This is a genomic window from Parabacteroides sp. CH2-D42-20 (assembly GCF_003670185.1).
Lineage (GTDB): Bacteria > Bacteroidota > Bacteroidia > Bacteroidales > Tannerellaceae > Parabacteroides > Parabacteroides distasonis.
This window is the reverse complement of sequence record NZ_RAYG01000038.1, coordinates 1-17,890: the sequence shown is the minus strand read 5'-3', so window position 1 is coordinate 17,890 and position 17,890 is coordinate 1. Positions and strand designations below refer to the sequence as shown.

At 44.4% G+C, this 17,890-nt stretch carries 9 protein-coding genes; 7 read left to right on the top strand and 2 right to left on the bottom strand.

The genetic code is table 11. The features are described 5' to 3' along the window. Positions 1-3 precede the first annotated feature (3 nt). The 5 genes from D7V92_RS19320 (at position 4) to D7V92_RS19300 (ending at position 13,296) form a co-directional block, all read left to right on the top strand. Positions 4-1,458, top strand: a complete 1,455-nt coding sequence (locus D7V92_RS19320) for a TrkH family potassium uptake protein (protein WP_005861045.1) — start codon at positions 4-6, stop codon at positions 1,456-1,458. Between the two features lie 11 nt (positions 1,459-1,469). Continuing rightward, the gene (locus tag D7V92_RS19315; RefSeq protein ID WP_121773560.1) at positions 1,470-2,357 is read left to right on the top strand and encodes an SMP-30/gluconolactonase/LRE family protein; all 888 of its coding nucleotides are present in this window, start codon (positions 1,470-1,472) and stop codon (positions 2,355-2,357) included. Positions 2,358-2,421: 64 nt separating this feature from the next. Continuing rightward, positions 2,422-3,012, top strand: coding sequence for a Holliday junction branch migration protein RuvA (ruvA, locus tag D7V92_RS19310; protein ID WP_008773941.1), 591 nt, complete (start codon positions 2,422-2,424; stop codon positions 3,010-3,012). A 50-nt stretch (positions 3,013-3,062) separates the two neighbouring features. After that, complete coding sequence (sprA, locus tag D7V92_RS19305; RefSeq protein WP_121773559.1) at positions 3,063-10,481, top strand: cell surface protein SprA; 7,419 nt, start codon at positions 3,063-3,065, stop codon at positions 10,479-10,481. A gap of 100 nt (positions 10,482-10,581) precedes the next feature. After that, positions 10,582-13,296: a TonB-dependent receptor gene (locus D7V92_RS19300; protein ID WP_121773558.1), complete on the top strand. Its 2,715-nt coding sequence runs from the start codon at positions 10,582-10,584 to the stop codon at positions 13,294-13,296. Positions 13,297-13,346: 50 nt separating this feature from the next. Here D7V92_RS19300 and D7V92_RS19295 read toward each other — a convergent pair whose 3' ends face one another. After that, positions 13,347-14,045: a M48 family metallopeptidase gene (locus D7V92_RS19295; RefSeq protein WP_121773557.1), complete on the bottom strand. Its 699-nt coding sequence runs from the start codon at positions 14,043-14,045 to the stop codon at positions 13,347-13,349. Between the two features lie 106 nt (positions 14,046-14,151). Here D7V92_RS19295 and gpmI point away from each other — a divergent pair, with 106 nt between their 5' ends. Then, complete coding sequence (gene gpmI / locus D7V92_RS19290) at positions 14,152-15,675, top strand: 2,3-bisphosphoglycerate-independent phosphoglycerate mutase (RefSeq protein ID WP_121773556.1); 1,524 nt, start codon at positions 14,152-14,154, stop codon at positions 15,673-15,675. Positions 15,676-15,691: 16 nt separating this feature from the next. Beyond that, a complete protein-coding gene (locus D7V92_RS19285) occupies positions 15,692-16,273 on the top strand; it encodes a DUF3109 family protein (protein WP_005861059.1) in 582 nt (193 codons plus the stop codon). A gap of 93 nt (positions 16,274-16,366) precedes the next feature. Here D7V92_RS19285 and D7V92_RS19280 read toward each other — a convergent pair whose 3' ends face one another. Further along, entirely contained in the window at positions 16,367-17,284 is a 918-nt protein-coding gene (locus D7V92_RS19280; RefSeq protein ID WP_121773555.1) for an Rpn family recombination-promoting nuclease/putative transposase, read from the bottom strand. Positions 17,285-17,890 lie beyond the last annotated feature (606 nt).

The following is a 17,890-nucleotide window of genomic DNA, read 5'->3' as shown; positions in this document are numbered from 1 at the left end:
GTTATGTTGAACGTACGTTTTATAGTGAAGATGCTAGGGGTGATGTTCATCCTTGAGACTTTTTTTATGCTGGCTGCTACTGTCGTAGCCTTCCTTTATCGGGGGAGTGATGTCTATCCGCTTCTTATTTCAAGCGGAATCTTATTCGGGACCGGTTTTTTGTTCTACTCTATGGGCTTTAAGGCGAATGAACACTCGGCCGGCCGGCGGGAAGGAATGTTGATCGTGACATTGACTTGGATTTTATTCTCTTTATTTGGAATGTTACCATTCTATATTGGAGGATATATAGATAATGTGACCGATGCCTTTTTCGAGACCATGTCCGGATTTACGACTACCGGCTCTACTATTTTAACGAATATAGAGGCGTTGCCTAAAGGTATCTTATTCTGGCGGAGTCTTACACAGTGGCAGGGAGGTATCGGTATGGTCGTATTCACCGTGGCTTTGATGCCTATTTTCGGAGGTGGTGCCTCGCAGATGTTTGATGCCGAAACGCCCGGTATAACCCATGAACGTTTTCGTCCTCGTATTACGCAAGTCGCTAAACGCCTGTGGGGGGTGTATGTTTTTCTGACACTTTTTTTAGTCGGCCTTTTATGGGCTGGTCCGATGAATTTGTATGATGCGGTAAATCATGCGTTCACGGCTATATCTACTGGTGGATATTCAACCAAAAACGCAAGTATCGCTTATTGGAATTCCTCTTATATAGAGTATGTAATAACTATTTTCATGTTTATCGGAGCTACCAATATGACATTGGTTTATTTCTGTTTTAATGGAAATGTGAAGAAATTGATTAAAGATGAGGAGTTCCGCTGGTTTTTCTTTTTTGTTTTAAGTGCTATTATCGTTGTCATGGTGTGGATCTTGTACCTTGGATTCGCCTCGGATGTAGAGAATGCGTTCCGTAAGGCGGCTTTCCAAGTGGTGACCTTGGTTTCTACCTGTGGATTCGCTACGGATGACTATATTCCTTGGGGACCGTTTTTCTGGTTTATCGCATTGATCTTGATGTTTATTTGTGGATGCGCCGGATCTACTTGCGGTGGCTTGAAGATGGGACGCTTCGTTATTTTAACGAAGAATCTCTCCAATGAATTTAAGAAACAGACACATCCCCATGCGGTGATTCCAGTACGAATGAACGGACATGTCGTATCTGGTGATATCGTACACCGTGTGTTAGCTTTTGTGTTCGCTTATATTACGTTAATCGTGGTGAGTTGTTTGGCTTTATCTTTGGATGGGATGGGATTTTCGGAGGCGATTGGTGCCGCTGTTTCTGCTATAAGTAACGTAGGGCCCGGCTTGGGAACGCTTGGTCCGGTAAGTAATTTTGCGGATGTCCCCACGGTGTCGAAATGGTTTCTGTCTTTTTTGATGTTAACAGGGCGTCTGGAGATATTTACGGTATTAACGATATTAGTCCCCGGTTTTTGGAAACAGTAAAATTATTGAAAATGAAAAGTATACAGGTCATTGCTAGTCTGCTGTGTGGTATTCTGTATTGTGGGATTTCTTTAAATGCCCAGAATGTATTGAAAGCAACGGGTTGGATGCCAGAGCACACATTTACTTCCGGAATAGAAGGTCCGGCTGTAGATAGCGAAGGAAATTTATATGCCGTAAATTATAAGAAAGAAGGGACGATCGGTATTGTACGCCCAGATGGTAGCCATGGCTGTTTTCTCGTTTTGCCGGAAGGATCTACCGGGAATAGTATCCGCTTCGGGAAAGACGGAAATATGTACGTGGCGGATTATACAGGGCATAATATCTTAAAAGTGGATATGAAATCTAAGAAGATCAGCGTATTCGCTCATGAGCCAAAGATGAATCAACCAAACGATATTGTATTTGCCCCCAATGGAAATATGTATGCGAGTGACCCGGATTGGCCGAATCAAAAAGGCCAACTTTGGTTGATTACCCCGGATGCGAAAGTCTCCTTATTGGAGACGAATATGGGAACGACTAATGGCATCGCTGTGAGTGAGGATGGTAAACGCTTGTACGTTAATGAATCTGCCCAATTAAAAGTCTGGGTATATGATATATGCCTGGATGGTACTTTAAGGAATAAACGTCTATTTCATACTTTTGAGGGGTACGGTATGGATGGTATGAAGTGTGACGAGAAAGGAAATCTTTATATTTGCCGTTATGATAAGGGTACTATAGCTTTGTTAAATCCGCAAGGAGATTTAGTTGAAGAGATTCAATTGACAGGAAAACAGCCGTCTAACTTAACATTTGGAGGACCTGATCATCGTCAATGTTATGTGACATTGCAGGATCGGGGTTGTTTTGAAACCTTTAAGGTTCCTTATCCGGGAAAAGAATGGTAACCCGATATACGTTTTTGATTAATTTTGCGTTATAATAGGTACGGAATATTAAAAAGATATATAGATGATAGAATATATAAAGGGTGAAATCGTGGAACTTACACCTACACGTATGATTTTGGAGTGTGGTGGTATAGGCTACGAGCTGAATATATCCTTGAATACATATAGTGCGTTTGGGAACAAGACTACCGGAAAAATATATATATATGAGGTAATCCGGGAAGATGCTCATTTACTATTTGGCTTTGCCGAGAAAATCGAAAGGGAGTTGTTCCTTTTGCTTACTTCCGTTTCCGGCGTGGGACCGAATACCGCACGCATGATCCTTTCTTCTCTACCGCCATCCGAATTGGTTCAAGTGATCGGTTCGAAGAATGAGGCCGCATTGACTGCCGTGAAAGGGATTGGTTTGAAGACGGCCCAGCGTATCTTGGTAGATTTGAAAAATAAGGTGAAACCTATGGAGAGTATGGCCGGAAACTTGCCGGAGGCATCAATCTCTAATGGAGCGGTAACCGAGGAGGCCGTAGCCGCATTGGTTATGTTGGGTTTCCAGAAAGCGGCTTCGCAAAAAGCGGTATCCGCTATTTTGAAAGGCTCGCCCACTTTAGCTGTGGAACAAGTAATTAAAACTGCGCTTAGAATGCTTTGATAATTGACAATTGAGGATTAACGATTAACAATTGACAATTAAATGAGAAAATGAGAAAACGAATACTGAAATATTCCATATGGATCGTTGTATTATTGTTTGGTGTCGGCTTGTATTCGCTGAATGCTGATTACCTTGCGTATACATCATCTTTGCCGGAATTGGAGTTGCTGGAAGCTCCGGAGGATACGATTCCTCCCCGTTATCCGGTAGCTAAAACTACACCGGAGGAATATCAAGATATCGTGAAACAATCACCTGCCGATTTGCGTGATCCGGAGAATGTCAAGACTACGATTGAGTATGATTTAAAGACGAATACGTATATTGTTCGTACGAAATTAGGCGATATGGAGATTGGTACGCCGATGAGTTTAACCCCAGCGGAATACCAAGATTATTCTATGCAACAATCACTTCGTTCCTATTTCCGCCAAAAGAACGAGGAAGAATTCCAAAAAGCTACGAATAAACAGTTTAACTTAACCGATATGCAGTTTAATATCGGTGCGGCGGAACGTATTTTCGGCCCCGGTGGAGTACGTGTAAGAACACAAGGTTCGGCCGAGATCACGATGGGATTGAAGACGAATAAGAATAATGATCCTTCTCTTCCGGAGCGTTCCCGTAAACGTACTTTCTTCAATTTTGACGAGAGTGTGCAGTTGAATGTACAAGCCTCGGTGGGTAGCAAGGTGAATTTCGGAATGAATTACAATACCGAGACCTCTTTTGATTTCGATTCCAAAAAATTGAAGTTGGCGTATACAGGCGAGGAGGATGAGATTATCAAGTCGTTAGAAGCCGGTAACGTGAGCATGAATACCAGCAATTCCTTGATTAATGGAGGTGCGGCTTTATTTGGTATGAAAGCGGATTTACAATTTGGTAAGTTGCGAGTGAACGCCTTGTTTGCCCAGCAGGAATCTGAATCCAAGACGGTTAGCTCAAAAGGGGGCGTGCAGACGAAGCCCTTCGAGATCAAGGTGGATGAATACGACGAGAACCGTCACTTCTTCTTGGGCCATTATTTCTATGATAACTACGATAAGTTTATGGAGTCTTTGCCTACCGTCACCTCCGGTATAGAGATCTCTAAGATAGAAGTGTGGGTAACCAATAAACGCGGTAATTATGACCAGTCCCGTAATATCGTAGCTTTCACCGATTTGGGAGAAAATGAATCTCGTAATATCGGTAATACTGCGTTGGTGATGCCTTCCGGAACGGACAGACGTCCGAATAATTCCGCAAACAATTTATATACGACTTTAACCACTCAATTTACGGATGCCCGAAAGATAAGTATGGTTAATGATGCGTTGAAAGGCTCCATGGAGGGAGGACGGGATTTTGAAAAAATCGAGAGTGCCCGTTTGCTAGAGTCATCTGAGTATACATTAAACAAGAAATTGGGTTATATTTCTTTGAGGACTCAGTTACAGGCTGATGAGGTATTGGGTGTCGCTTTTAGTTTTATCTATAATGGCAAGACCTATCAAGTCGGTGAGTTCTCTACGGATAATAAAGAGAATACGAGCGACTGTATTTATGTGAAGTTGCTAAAGGGTATCACGATGTCGCCGGATATGATGTTCTGGGACTTGATGATGAAGAACGTATACTCATTGGGTGCTTATTCGGTGCAGAAAGAGAAGTTTAAGTTGAACGTTACCTACCAGAGCGATTCTACCGGTACGTATGTAAACTATCTTCCGGAAGGTAATTGTGCGAATCAAATCTTGATTCGGGTATTAGGGCTGGATCGCTTGGATACCTATGACAATCCGAATCCGGATGGTTTCTTCGATTTTATTGACGGTTATACGATACAGGCGGAGACCGGTAAGATTATATTCCCTTGTGTACAACCTTTCGGCTCGAAATTACGGGAAAAGGTAGGTAATGCCTATGCCAGTAAATATGTATTCCAAGAGTTGTATGACTCGACATTAACCGTTGCCCGCCAGATCGCCGAGAAAAATAAATTTCTTTTAAGTGGTGAGTATAAAGCCTCGTCGGGTTCGGAGATCGACTTGGGAGCTACTAACGTGGCCCGTGGATCCGTACGTGTCACGGCAGGAGGAGCTACACTGACCGAGAATGTGGATTATACGGTAGATTACAGTTTAGGACGTGTGACGATCTTGAATGAGAGCATCATATCGAGTGGGACACCCGTTAGCGTATCTCTGGAGAACCAGTCTACTTTTAATATGCAGCGAAAGACGATGATCGGGTTAGACTTGAATTACCAGTTCAATAAGGACTTCATGGTCGGTGCCACGGTTATGCATATGTCGGAAATGCCTCTTACGGTAAAAACCACTTTGGGGGATGAGTCTATAAAGAATACTTTATGGGGCTTGAATACCTCTTATAAAGCGGAGAGCCAGTGGTTGACAAATGTATTTGATAAGTTACCCTTGTTGACATTGACCAAACCTAGCCAAATCTCATTCAATGCGGAATTCGCTCATTTAATAGCGGGACATTATGAGAATCAATATACGGGTGGTTACTCTTATTTGGATGACTTCGAGTCTACACAAAGTGGTATGGATCTTTTGAACCCGTATGCTTGGAACTTGGCGAGTACCCCCTATGAAGATTCGAATCCTAAATTTCCGGAAGCGGAGAAGGTGAACGATATCGCTTATGGTAAAAACAGAGCTTTGTTGGCTTGGTATACGGTAGACGGAATCTTCACTCGGAAGAGTTCCTCTTCCCGCCCTCGACATCTTACGAATGATGATTTATCGAATCATTACACCCGTGGAGTCAGTTATAAAGAGATCTTCCCGAATAAAGAGTTGGGAACCAATGATAATACGACTTTGCCTGTATTAAACCTCGCTTTTTACCCGAATGAGCGTGGTCCGTATAACCTAGATGCGGAAAATGTAAACTCGGACGGTACGTTGGGTAATCCGGAAAAACGTTGGGGCGGTGTAATGCGTAAGATCGAGCCTAGCGATTTGGAATCTGCCAATTATGAATATATCGAATTCTGGCTTTTAGACCCGTATCTTGAGGACGAGACAGCCGAGGGTGGTGACCTATACTTTAACTTGGGTGAGATTTCCGAGGATATCTTGAAAGATGAGCGGAAATTCTTTGAGAATGGTATGCCTGTGGACGGTGATATGTCGAAAGTTGATACGACTGTTTGGGGTAAGGTGCCTCGCACGCAAAGTACGGGATATGCGTTTGATGCCCAAAATCGTGAGCTGCAAGATGTCGGTTTGAACGGTCTTTCTACGGAGGAAGAGCAAATTTTCCCTACGTATGCGGATTATTTGAATAAATTGAGGGCGAAACTATCCGGCGAGACAATCTCTAAGATGATGGATGATCCGTTTTCTCCTTTTAACGATCCTGCCGGGGATAATTATCACTATTTCCGTGGGGATGATTACGATGCTAAGGAGTTGGATATCTTATCTCGCTATAAACGATATAACGGTACAGAGGGAAACTCACAAGAATCCGATCAAAGATATGCTACAGCCGGAAAGAGTACACCGGACGTAGAAGATATTAATGGCGATAATACGTTGAATGAGACAGAGAAATATTTTGAGTACAAGATATCTCTCCGCCCAAAAGACTTACAGGTTGGTGTAAACAATATTGTCGATGAGCGTACTCCGGAAGTAACCTTAATGAATGGTGATAAGGAGAAAGTAAAATGGTATCTATTTAAGATCCCTATTAAAGATTATGAGAAGAGGGTTGGAGCGATCCGGGATTTCAAGACAGTCCGTTTCATGCGTATGTATATGACAGGATTCCGTAAGTCTACGGTTCTGCGTTTCGGTACCTTGGAATTGGTTCGTGGTGATTGGCGTACTTATACGCAGGATTTGTCAAATCCTCTTATTCCGCCAAAGTCTGATGGACAGATCGTCGTATCTTCTGTAAATATAGAGGAGAACGGGCAGCGTCAGCCGGTCAACTATGTGTTGCCTCCGGGTATCAGCCGTATGTTCGATTCCAGTCAGCCTCAGTTGCTTCAACAGAACGAGCAGGCATTGTCTATGAAGATAACGGATTTATCTCCTGCGGATGCACGTGCGGTTTATAAATCTACCGCTTATGACCTTCGCCGGTATAAACGATTACAAATGTTCGCTCATGCGGAAGCGCCGATTGATGAGAGCAAGACTTTGTCGAATGGTGATTTCTCTGTATTTATTCGTTTAGGTTCTGACTATAAGAATAATTATTATGAGTATGAGGTGCCTTTGGATCTGACTCCCCATAGTACTATTCTTTATAATACGAACAATAGCGCGGATCAAGAAAAAGTATGGCCTCTAAATAATACCTTGAATTTTAAACTGGAGACTCTAACCGACTTGAAGTTGGAGCGAAATAAATTGAAACGTCAAGGGCAGGGGAATATAAGCTACCAAAAGGTTTATTCGAAAAATGATCCGGATAATACCCGTAATAAAATCAGTATCATCGGTAACCCTAGCTTAGCGGAGGTGAAAGTGATCATGATCGGCGTACGTAATAATACGGGTGATATCAAGAGCGGTGAGGTCTGGGTAAACGAACTTCGTATGACCGATTTTGACGAGAAAGGCGGTTGGGCTGCGAATGCGAATCTGAACGTCGCTTTATCCGATTTGGGTACGGTCAATGTAAGTGGACGAATGGAAACCGCCGGTTTTGGTGCGTTGGATCAGTCGCTGGCCGAACGTCGGATGGATGATTATTCGCAATATAGTGTGGCGACCTCGATTGAGTTGGGTAAGTTGTTCCCTGAGAAAGCAAAGGTTAGCATACCTTTTTACTATGCTTATTCGAAAGAGACTACAACTCCTGAGTATGATCCGTTGAATGAGGATATTAAGCTTTCGGACGCTTTGGATGCGGTAGAGACCCAAGCCGAGAAAGACTCCATCAAGAGTTATTCTTTGGATCAGACCACTATTAAGAGCGTCTCTTTCAATAACGTAAAGGTAGATATCCGTAGCAAGAACCCGATGCCGTATGATCCGGCTAACTTCTCGTTAGGTTACTCTTATAGCCAGAACAGTAAGAAGAATCCGGAGACCGAATATGAGACAACCAAGGATTACCGGGGTAATTTCGCTTATAATTATACGCCTTACGTGAAACCGTTCCGACCCTTCGAGAAGTTGAAGAAGAATAATGGATATACGAAATATATCAAGCAATTCGGACTGAATTACGTCCCGTCGAATATTAGTTTCCAGACGGCGATGATGCGGAATTACTATGAGATTAAGCTAAGGGATTTGACAAGTTCTACGGATGGAGGTAACCAGTTGCTCTCATTCAGTCACAATTTCTTGTGGGACCGTGCCTTCAGTTTGCGTTGGGACTTTACGAATAATCTGAGCATGACGTTTACTTCCGGTACGAATGCCCGCATCGAGGAACCGGATGTTCAAGTGAATAAGAAATTGAATCCGGATGATTATCAGGTATGGAAGGATTCCGTGAAGCAAAGTATCCGTGATTTGGGTACTCCTTTGAAATATGACCAAACGTTTAATGTCACTTGGAATATGCCATTGCAATTCATACCGGCATTAGACTGGGTAAATAGTTCATTGACTTATAATGCCACGTACAACTGGGATCGTGGAGCCAATGTCGCTAGTATTGAGTTGGAACAGGGTAATATAATAAAGAACCAACGTCAATTTGACTGGCAGGGTAGTTTCAATTTGCAGTCATTGTACAATAAGAATAAATATCTGAAGAAGATCAACCAGAAATTTATGGCCTCTTCCCGGGTAAGCGCTCGTCAACCGGAGAAAAAGAAGAAAGAGGTGAAACTAGAGAAAGAGATTCAATTGAGCCCGGATAGTGGAACGATCGTGCAGCATGGAATGTTTACGAAGAAGGTTCGTATCACGGCACGTGGAGCGGATGGGAAGGTCTATTCAATTAAATATAAGCCGATCAATTATGCCCAAGTCATGATCTTGAATAAAGATACGGCTCATTTGAAGCTGACAATTGTGCCTGGTCCTCAGCCTTTGGAGGGAACCTTAACAAAAGTCGCTGAATATAGTAGCCGTTTCTTGATGATGGTACGTCGGGTAAACATACAATATTCGTTGGTAGACGGTATGATGTTGAGTGGTTACGCTCCGGAGGTTGGTGATATGTTCGGACAACGGCGTACAGGAACTTTGGCTCCGGGACTCGGTTTTGCTTTTGGAGCGGTAAGAAGGAGCTTTATCGACGAGGCGGACGAGAGGGGCTGGTTGGTAAAGAATGAGAATATGACGACGCCCGCCATGATCAATAGCGCGAAGAATCTTACGATCCGTGCGAATCTAGAACCTATAGCCGGCTTGAAGATTGATTTGAACGCAAACCGGGTAGATACCCGTAGTACCGATATCTATTATATGCAAGACGGTATGCCCGAGCAGATGGGAGGTAGCTTTACGATGACGACGATTGCCTTGGGTAGCGCTTTCGGTGGTAGCGGAAACGCTAATAACGGTTATTCCTCGAAAGCGTTCGATAAATTTATCGCTCACCGTAGCGTGATCGCCCAGCGCTTGGCGGATACATATTCCGGTACGGTTTATCCGAGTTCCGGTTTTATGGCGGGGCATGCTTTAGCCGGAAAACCTTATGATCCAGCCGTAGGGGGAGGTGTAAGTCTGAATTCCATGGAGGTATTGGTGCCTGCTTTCTTGGCGGCTTATACGGGTAAGGATCCGAATAAGGTAGGCTTGTCAGCCTTCCCGTCCATTAAGAGCCTGCTACCGAACTGGCGTGTTACGTATGATGGCTTGATCCGTATACCGGTTATCCGCAAATACTTTAAGAACATGATGTTGAGTCATCAATATCGTTGTTCCTATAGCGTGGGTGCGTTTTCCTCCTTCTTGGATTGGGTAGATGCCGGGCAGGATGGTTTGGGATATATCCGTGATATCCAAACCGGTAATCCTACGCCCTCGTCTCCTTATGATATAGCGGCCGTGAGTATCACGGAAGGATTCAGCCCGTTGTTTGGTGTAGACGCTACTTTATTGAATAATATAACCGGTAAGTTTGAGTTGCGCAAGACTCGTAACTTAAGCCTGAATATTTCCTCTTACCAATTGGTGGAAGCGCTTTCCAACGAATTCGTGATAGGAGTAGGATATAAGTTGACTGAGTTTAACAAGGTGTTGAAAATGAAAAAGACACGGGACTTCAGTAATGATCTTACGATCCGCTTAGATTTCTCTTACCGTAAAATGCAATCGTTGATCCGTAAGATAGAGGATCAGTTTACGCAGGCTACCAGCGGGAATATCGCCAAGACCATCCAGTTCTCTGCGGATTACGGATTAAGTCGTGCCCTGACATTGAGAGCGTTCTATGATTTACAGATCAATGAGCCGATCGTGTCCACATCTTCTTACCCGACATCGAACTCGAACTATGGTATTAGTTTACGGTTCTCCTTAGCGCAATAAAAAGAGTATAGTCTATTTACAGGACTTCTTGGTCTGTTTTTAAATACCTGTCTAGCGGTATGGAATAAACCTTTATATTTGTGCGAAATATAATTTGGATATGAAGAATACTTACAAATTGATATTATTTCTTCTCTTGATAACCCATGCCTCTTTCGGCCAAGACGTGAAAGGGTATATTAAGGATGCGGAGAGCAAGGAAGCTTTAGCCGGGGTAAACGTTTTTTATAAGGACAAAGGGGGTACAAGAGGAACTGTGTCTGATATAAACGGTTATTATGAGCTGAAAGTGACGGATGGCGACGCTGTATTGACTTTTAGCTATCTGGGATATGAAACGTTGAGCGTTCCCGTGAAAGTCGATCCGGGAGAGTTCTTGACGCATGACGTATCCTTGCGAACAAACTCAAACATGATGGACGAGGTCGTCGTGAGCGTCGGGCGTTATGAGCAAAAACTAAGCGATATTACCGTCTCTATGGAATTACTGAAAGCGAAAGATATCACTCGTCAGTCTCCGAAAGATTTAACGGATGTATTGAAGAATATCTCCGGTGTGGACGTAACGGACCGGCAACCTTCCGTACGCGGTGGTACGGGATGGACCTATGGCGTGGGTAGCCGTTGCTTGATTCTGGTGGACGGAATGTCGGTGCTAACTCCGGGTTCCGGCGAGATAAACTGGAATATGATCCCGATGGAGAACGTCGATCAAGTAGAGGTACTGAAAGGGGCCTCTTCCGTATTATATGGCTCTTCTGCCTTGAATGGTTTGATTCACGTGAAAACGAAACGCCCCGGATTGGATCCGGTAACACAGGTGAACGTACAAGGAGGATTGTATGGGAAGCCGCGCCAAGACGGGACGCCTTTATATGGAGGCTTGGATCTCTCTCATTCCTGTAGGATCAAGAATTTTGATTTGACAGTGGGGGCTAATACATTCTTGGACGACGGGTATCGGCAGGATAATTACAATCGCCGTGTCCGGGTCGGTGGGAATCTTACGTATCACGATCCCCGGGTACAAGGGTTGAACTATGGCGTGAACGTGAATTATTTGTATAACGATTATACCGGTTTCTTTATCTGGCGTTCTCCGGAGGAGCCCTATATTCAATCTCCGCTGGCGAATATGGGACGCCGTGAGAATACATTTTATATAGATCCCTTCTTGAATTATACGAATTCGGAAAAAGGGACGACTCATCGTTTCAAGGGGCGTTTCTTCCATCGGGGAAGCCGTATCATCACGCATACCACGGATAAGTCTCTTTTTGACATAACGAATAATATGGGTTTTGATATCTCATCTGTTCCGGAGATTATCAATATGGCGCAAAACTGGCAAACCGAGTTATTGCCGACCTTCTTACCGTATTTGCCGGAGGTGATGAACGGGAAGGTGAGCGGATTGATGGGTGAATTGGGCAAGCTGGGAAATCATTTTTTCCCGACAGCTACCTCGGCGGATTATATGGACTTGATTTCTTGGGTGATGGGACGTACTCCGCTACCCGATAAGAATAACGTAGGGGCTTGGTTGGTAGATGCCATGAAACCGATGGAGAAAAAAGCGCCGGAGGCTACGGATCATACCTATTCCTATAATCTGGATTACCAATTCAGCAAGAAGTTCGAACATTCACAACTCACGGTTGGAGGTACTTATGAGCGTATTCATGCGGATTCGAAAGTGACCGGGCAGCATAGTAGCGATAATGTGGCTACCTTCCTGCAATATGATCATAAGTTTATTGATCGTTTGAACGTCTCGGTCGGTGTTCGTCTGGAGTATTACCGGGTCGATGATTTCTACCGGGAAGCGGAGACGAAGATTTTCGGGGCGAAGGTTCCGGTAAAACCTGTTTTCCGTGGAGGCTTGAATTATGAGTTGGGTGAGTATAGTTTTATCCGGGCATCTTTCGGACAGGGATACCGTTATCCATCCGTTACGGAGAAGTTTATCCTGAAGGATATCGGAGGTGTGGGAGCTTTCCCGAACGCTGAATTGAAAGCGGAGCAAGGTTATAATGCCGAACTTGGTTTCAAGCAAGGCTATAAGTTCGGCAATTTGAAGGGCTTTATCGATGTGGCCGGCTTTTATACCCGTTACAAGGATATGATCGAGTTCCGTTTCGGCCTGTTTAATAATAAGACCTTCGATTATATCGATGGGCTTTCCAAGTTGTTCAATGCGTTCTCTAGCGGCGACGGCTTAGGAATCGGCGCTCAGTTCACGAACGTAGGCCGGGCGGAGATTTATGGGGTAGACTTGTCTACCTCGGGTGTGTATGAGTTTAACCGTGATACTCGTCTGGCATATACTTTGGGGTATGTTTATACGAATCCGATCGATATGGACGTGGATTCACGGAATGCGGAGGAGGAAGCGAATGATGACTTAATGGCGATGCGTTCGAAATCGAATGACAGCAAGTATTTAAAATATCGCCAGAAACATTCCGTAAAGGGGGTATTTGATCTGGAATGGAAACGGTTTAATATCGGAACGAATATGTCATGGAAAAGCAAGACATTGGCGGTCGATTATTTTATGGTCGATGAGCGTACGAAAGCGGAGCCTAACCTGATGGATTATATGCGTTCGATGCTATTCGGAAACTTACATGATTATTGGGCAGAGAACAATAAAGGATATTTCGTCATGGATATGCGTGTCGGGATGAAAGTGACGAAGAATATCCATGTACAAGGACTGGTGAACAACCTCTTAAACAAGCGCTATAGCGCCCGTCCGATGGATGTCGGCGCACCCCGGACTTTCATTCTGCAAGTAGGAGCCAATTTCTGACAATTCACCCGGTTGTAGAGACGGAGCGTGCTCCGTCTCATCCCCCGTCTCTACAACATATGATAACTTTTCAACTCATTTCGTAAACGAATCGCTTGATTGTCCGTCACCTTATCCATCAGTTTCCAGAACCTTTCGCTATGGTTCATCTCTATCGTATGGCAAAGCTCATGCAATAATACATAATTCACCAAATGCCAAGGAAGAAGCATTAATGATTGCGAGAGATTAATGCTCTTCTTCATTGTACAACTTCCCCAATGCGTTTTGCTATTATTGATTTTCACCCCGGTCAACATAAATCCATGTTGCCTTGCCAATAGCGTGATACGTTCCGGCAACAACCGTTTCGCCTCGTGGCGGAGCGCCTTCTCCAGCATGGATTTCAGTAAGGATTGCACCTCTTCCTCCTCGAAACGAGTCTCATTCGGACAAGCGATATGCAGTACTCCATCCTCCAATCTCATGTAGAAATTACTTCGCTCGGTGCGGAAGATATGCAAGCGGAATGTCGTAGCCTGTAACTCCGATCTTTCGTCGAGCAGGGGCCGGGCCGGATGCTTCTGGAGCGCTTTTATCAGCCGGGCTTTGTTCTCCATGATAAAAGCGATCATACGTTTCTCGTCTCCCCCGGGTGGCATCGTGGCGGTTATCTTTCCTTTTGATATCTTGAGCGTGTATCGAGTGGCCCGGGGAGTGGTACGGAGCGTTATGACTCCCAAATCCTTGTCTTGTATATTCTTTTCCATTCCTGCCACAAAAGTAATACATTGAGAGAAACAATAATACGATGGAATTGATTATCTTCGCGATCGTAAAGGTTAAAAACATAATCAATATAATAAATTAGCAATCATGAGCAAAAAAGCACTTTTAATTATCTGTGATGGTTGGGGAATTGGTGACAAAGGTAAAGACGACGTGATCTTTAACACGCCGACTCCATATTGGGACGAGTTATTGAAAACTTATCCAGCCTCACAGTTACAGGCTTCTGGCGAGAACGTTGGTTTGCCTGACGGACAAATGGGTAACTCTGAGGTGGGCCACTTGAACATCGGTGCTGGCCGTATCGTTTACCAAGATTTGGTGAAGATCAACATCGCTTGCCGCGAGAATACGATCATGGAGAACCCGGAGATCAAACGTGCTTATAGCTACGCGAAAGAGAATAATAAGCAGATCCACTTCATGGGCTTGGTTTCTGATGGTGGCGTGCATAGCTCTTTGGAGCATTTAATGAAACTGACGGATATCGCCAAGGAATACGGAATCAGCAAGGCTTATGTACATTGCTTCATGGATGGCCGTGATACGGACCCTAAGAGTGGTAAAGGCTTTATCGAGACGTTGGAGAATCATCTGAAGACTACCGGCGGTAAGATCGCTTCTATCATCGGACGTTATTACGCTATGGACCGTGACAAACGTTGGGAACGTGTGAAAGAGGCTTACGACTTATTGGTCGAAGGTAAGGGTAAGCAAGCCGAGTGCATGGTAAAAGCGATGGAAGAGTCGTATGCCGAGGGTGTAACGGACGAGTTCATCAAGCCGATCGTTCACGCTGAGAACGGAAAGCCGGTTGCTGTTATCGAGGAAGGCGATGTCGTGATCTTCTTCAACTATCGTAACGACCGTGCGAAAGAGCTTACGGTTGTATTGACTCAGCAAGATATGCCGGAGGCTGGTATGCATACGATCCCGGGCTTGCAATATTTCTGTATGACTCCGTATGACGCTAGCTTCAAGGGTGTTCATATCTTGTTCGACAAAGAGAACGTAAATAATACGCTGGGTGAGTTCTTGGCAAACGTAGGTAAGACTCAGTTGCATATCGCCGAGACAGAGAAATACGCTCACGTGACTTTCTTCTTCAACGGTGGCCGCGAGACTCCGTTCGATAGCGAGGAGCGTATCTTGGTCCCTTCTCCTAAAGTGGCTACTTACGACTTAAAACCGGAAATGAGCGCTTTCGAGGTGAAAGATAAATTGGTGGACGCTATCAATACGAAGAAATTCGATTTCATCGTAGTGAACTACGCCAACGGTGATATGGTAGGCCATACGGGTATCTACAAAGCGATCGAGAAAGCGGTCGTAACGATCGACGCTTGCTTGCACGATACGGTTGAGGCCGCTAAAGCCAACGACTATGAGGTAATCATCATCGCTGACCATGGTAATGCGGATCACGCCTTGAACGAGGATGGCACTCCGAATACGGCTCACTCCTTGAACCCTGTTCCATTCGTTTATGTGACAGCCAACAAGGACGCTAAAGTAGAGGATGGTATCTTGGCCGATGTGGCTCCTTCAATCCTTCACATCTTGGGCTTGAAACAGCCGAAGGAGATGACTGGCAAGTCATTGATTAAATAAGAGCTAGGCGCATCTTATGATCCAGATAGATGACACTTTAGTAAGTCTTGACGTTATTGAGCGTTATTTTTTATGTGATCTTTCCAAATGTAAGGGGGAGTGCTGCGTGGAAGGAGATTCCGGCGCTCCATTAGAGGATTCGGAGTTGGCGAAGCTCCAGAAAGTATTACCCATCATTTGGGATGATTTATCCCCGAAAGCTCAAGAGGTCATTCATAAGCAAGGCGTAGCTTATATCGATGAGGAAGGCGATACGGTTACCTCTATCGTGAACGGCAAAGATTGTGTCTTTACCTGTTACGACGCCGATGGTACTTGTAAATGCGCTATCGAGAAAGCATACCGGGAAGGTAAGACAGATTTCTATAAGCCTGTTTCTTGCCATCTTTACCCGATACGTGTCACTCAGTATCGGGATTTCAAGGCCGTGAACTATCATCGCTGGAGCGTTTGTAAGGCAGCGGAGATCTTAGGAAAGAAAGAGCAATTGCCGGTTTATAAGTTCCTCAAGGAGCCCTTGATCCGTAAGTTCGGCCAGGCTTGGTATAAGGCCTTGGAAGAGTGTGCGGAGGAATGGAAGAAGCAGCGTGAGGAGTAGCTTTTAGATCGTTTATAAATATAAAAAATCCCTTCAGTCTCTCCCATTGATAACTATACGTTAAAAACGGATGGAGGCTGAAGGGATTTTGTTTTATAGTCGCTCTATTTCCTCAAGGGAAAGGCCGGTGCATTTTTGGATGATAAGAGGGGTTATTCCCTCGGCTTTCATATTACGTGCCGTAGATTCTTTCCCTTTTTGCAGTCCTTTTTGCAGTCCCTCTTGCAATCCTTCTTGTAATCCTTTTTCCATGCCTTCTTCCATCCCTTTTTTCATGCCTTTCTCAACGGCGAAATCCAAGGTGTTATAATAATCATTATACATCTTCCACTCCGCCTCGTACTGCGCTCGTTGTTTGGGGGTGAGGTTCGCCATGGATCCGATGCGTTCCAACCGCTCGAATATGGCCTTGCGTGCCTTGAAAGGCATTCTGTCTAATGTGTCCATATGCTTTAGTACATAAATCCAACGTTCAAAATCTGTCTCGCATTCTTCCTCCTCTTTGTTGAATCGAGGAAGCTCAATATAGATTTGGCGGAACTTGGGGTTGAATACCTGTCCGGTCTCCCGGTCCGCCAATATGATGTCCCTTCGGAATTTTCCCTCCTTCCCGTTTTTGTCTGACCCGTTCTCTTCGTCCAGCGTGAAGTTCAAGAAGAATACTCCGTACACGGCCGCTAGCTCATAGTCCCATGTTCCCTTTATACCCTGTTCCACCACCGAGTGCGAGAGGTAGTATAAGGCCCTGTCCTTGAAGTGGGGCTGTTCCCTGTTCTGCATCTCGATTATGATCCGTTCGCCCTTGTCGGTCTCGCAATGGATATCGAAGATGACCTTCCTTCCTTGCTCTGTCTCGGGCAATCGCTCATTGTTCATGATCCTCAGCTCCGTGATCGTATGCTCCCCTTCGAGGAGGTCGTTCAGGAACTCGATTAGTATGTCCTTGTCCATTTCCCTACCGAATATGTGCTTGAAGCCGAAATCGGTGAAGGGGTTGATAAATTTTCCCATAGTGTTTATAGGTTTTAGTGATTAATAGGATATAGATGGCTCTTTTCCATCTTTGGCGATAAAGATACGATTTTTATTATATGGGGCATTCATTTAGGCTTTAAAAAACACGTACGTCTTTTTTCGGAAACACCTTGTGTAGTTTGAGTGAAGACGAGATATAGTGAACGCATAAAGGATACAGCCTTAAAGCTAAAGGTGGGTTAATGAGGCTTTCCGCGTCAAATGTAAGCCATAGCTTATTTGAAAATACGGGAAACATGTGCCTGTACAGGCCCTGATAACCAAGAAACGGACACTTTCATTGGTTGTTGAAGTGAATAACTAACGGCTTGGGAAGTGAATAACTAATCACTTGGAAAGCCTTTTTATACCGGAACCAACAAGGTCTTCTCAGCAACTTTTGGAGTGTGGTTCAGTTATCCTTCGGGGCTTTTCTATGTCGATTATTCTGTTATAGCCCTTGCGGATGGATGGTAAGCGAAGCAGCGATAATCATGACAGTTTGCGCGAAACAAGGCTGTTTGTTTGACATACCTCTTCTTTGGAGAAGTCTAACCAGAGAGAAGAAATAGGTGAAAAGGGCCTTTTTGTCTCTTATTTATA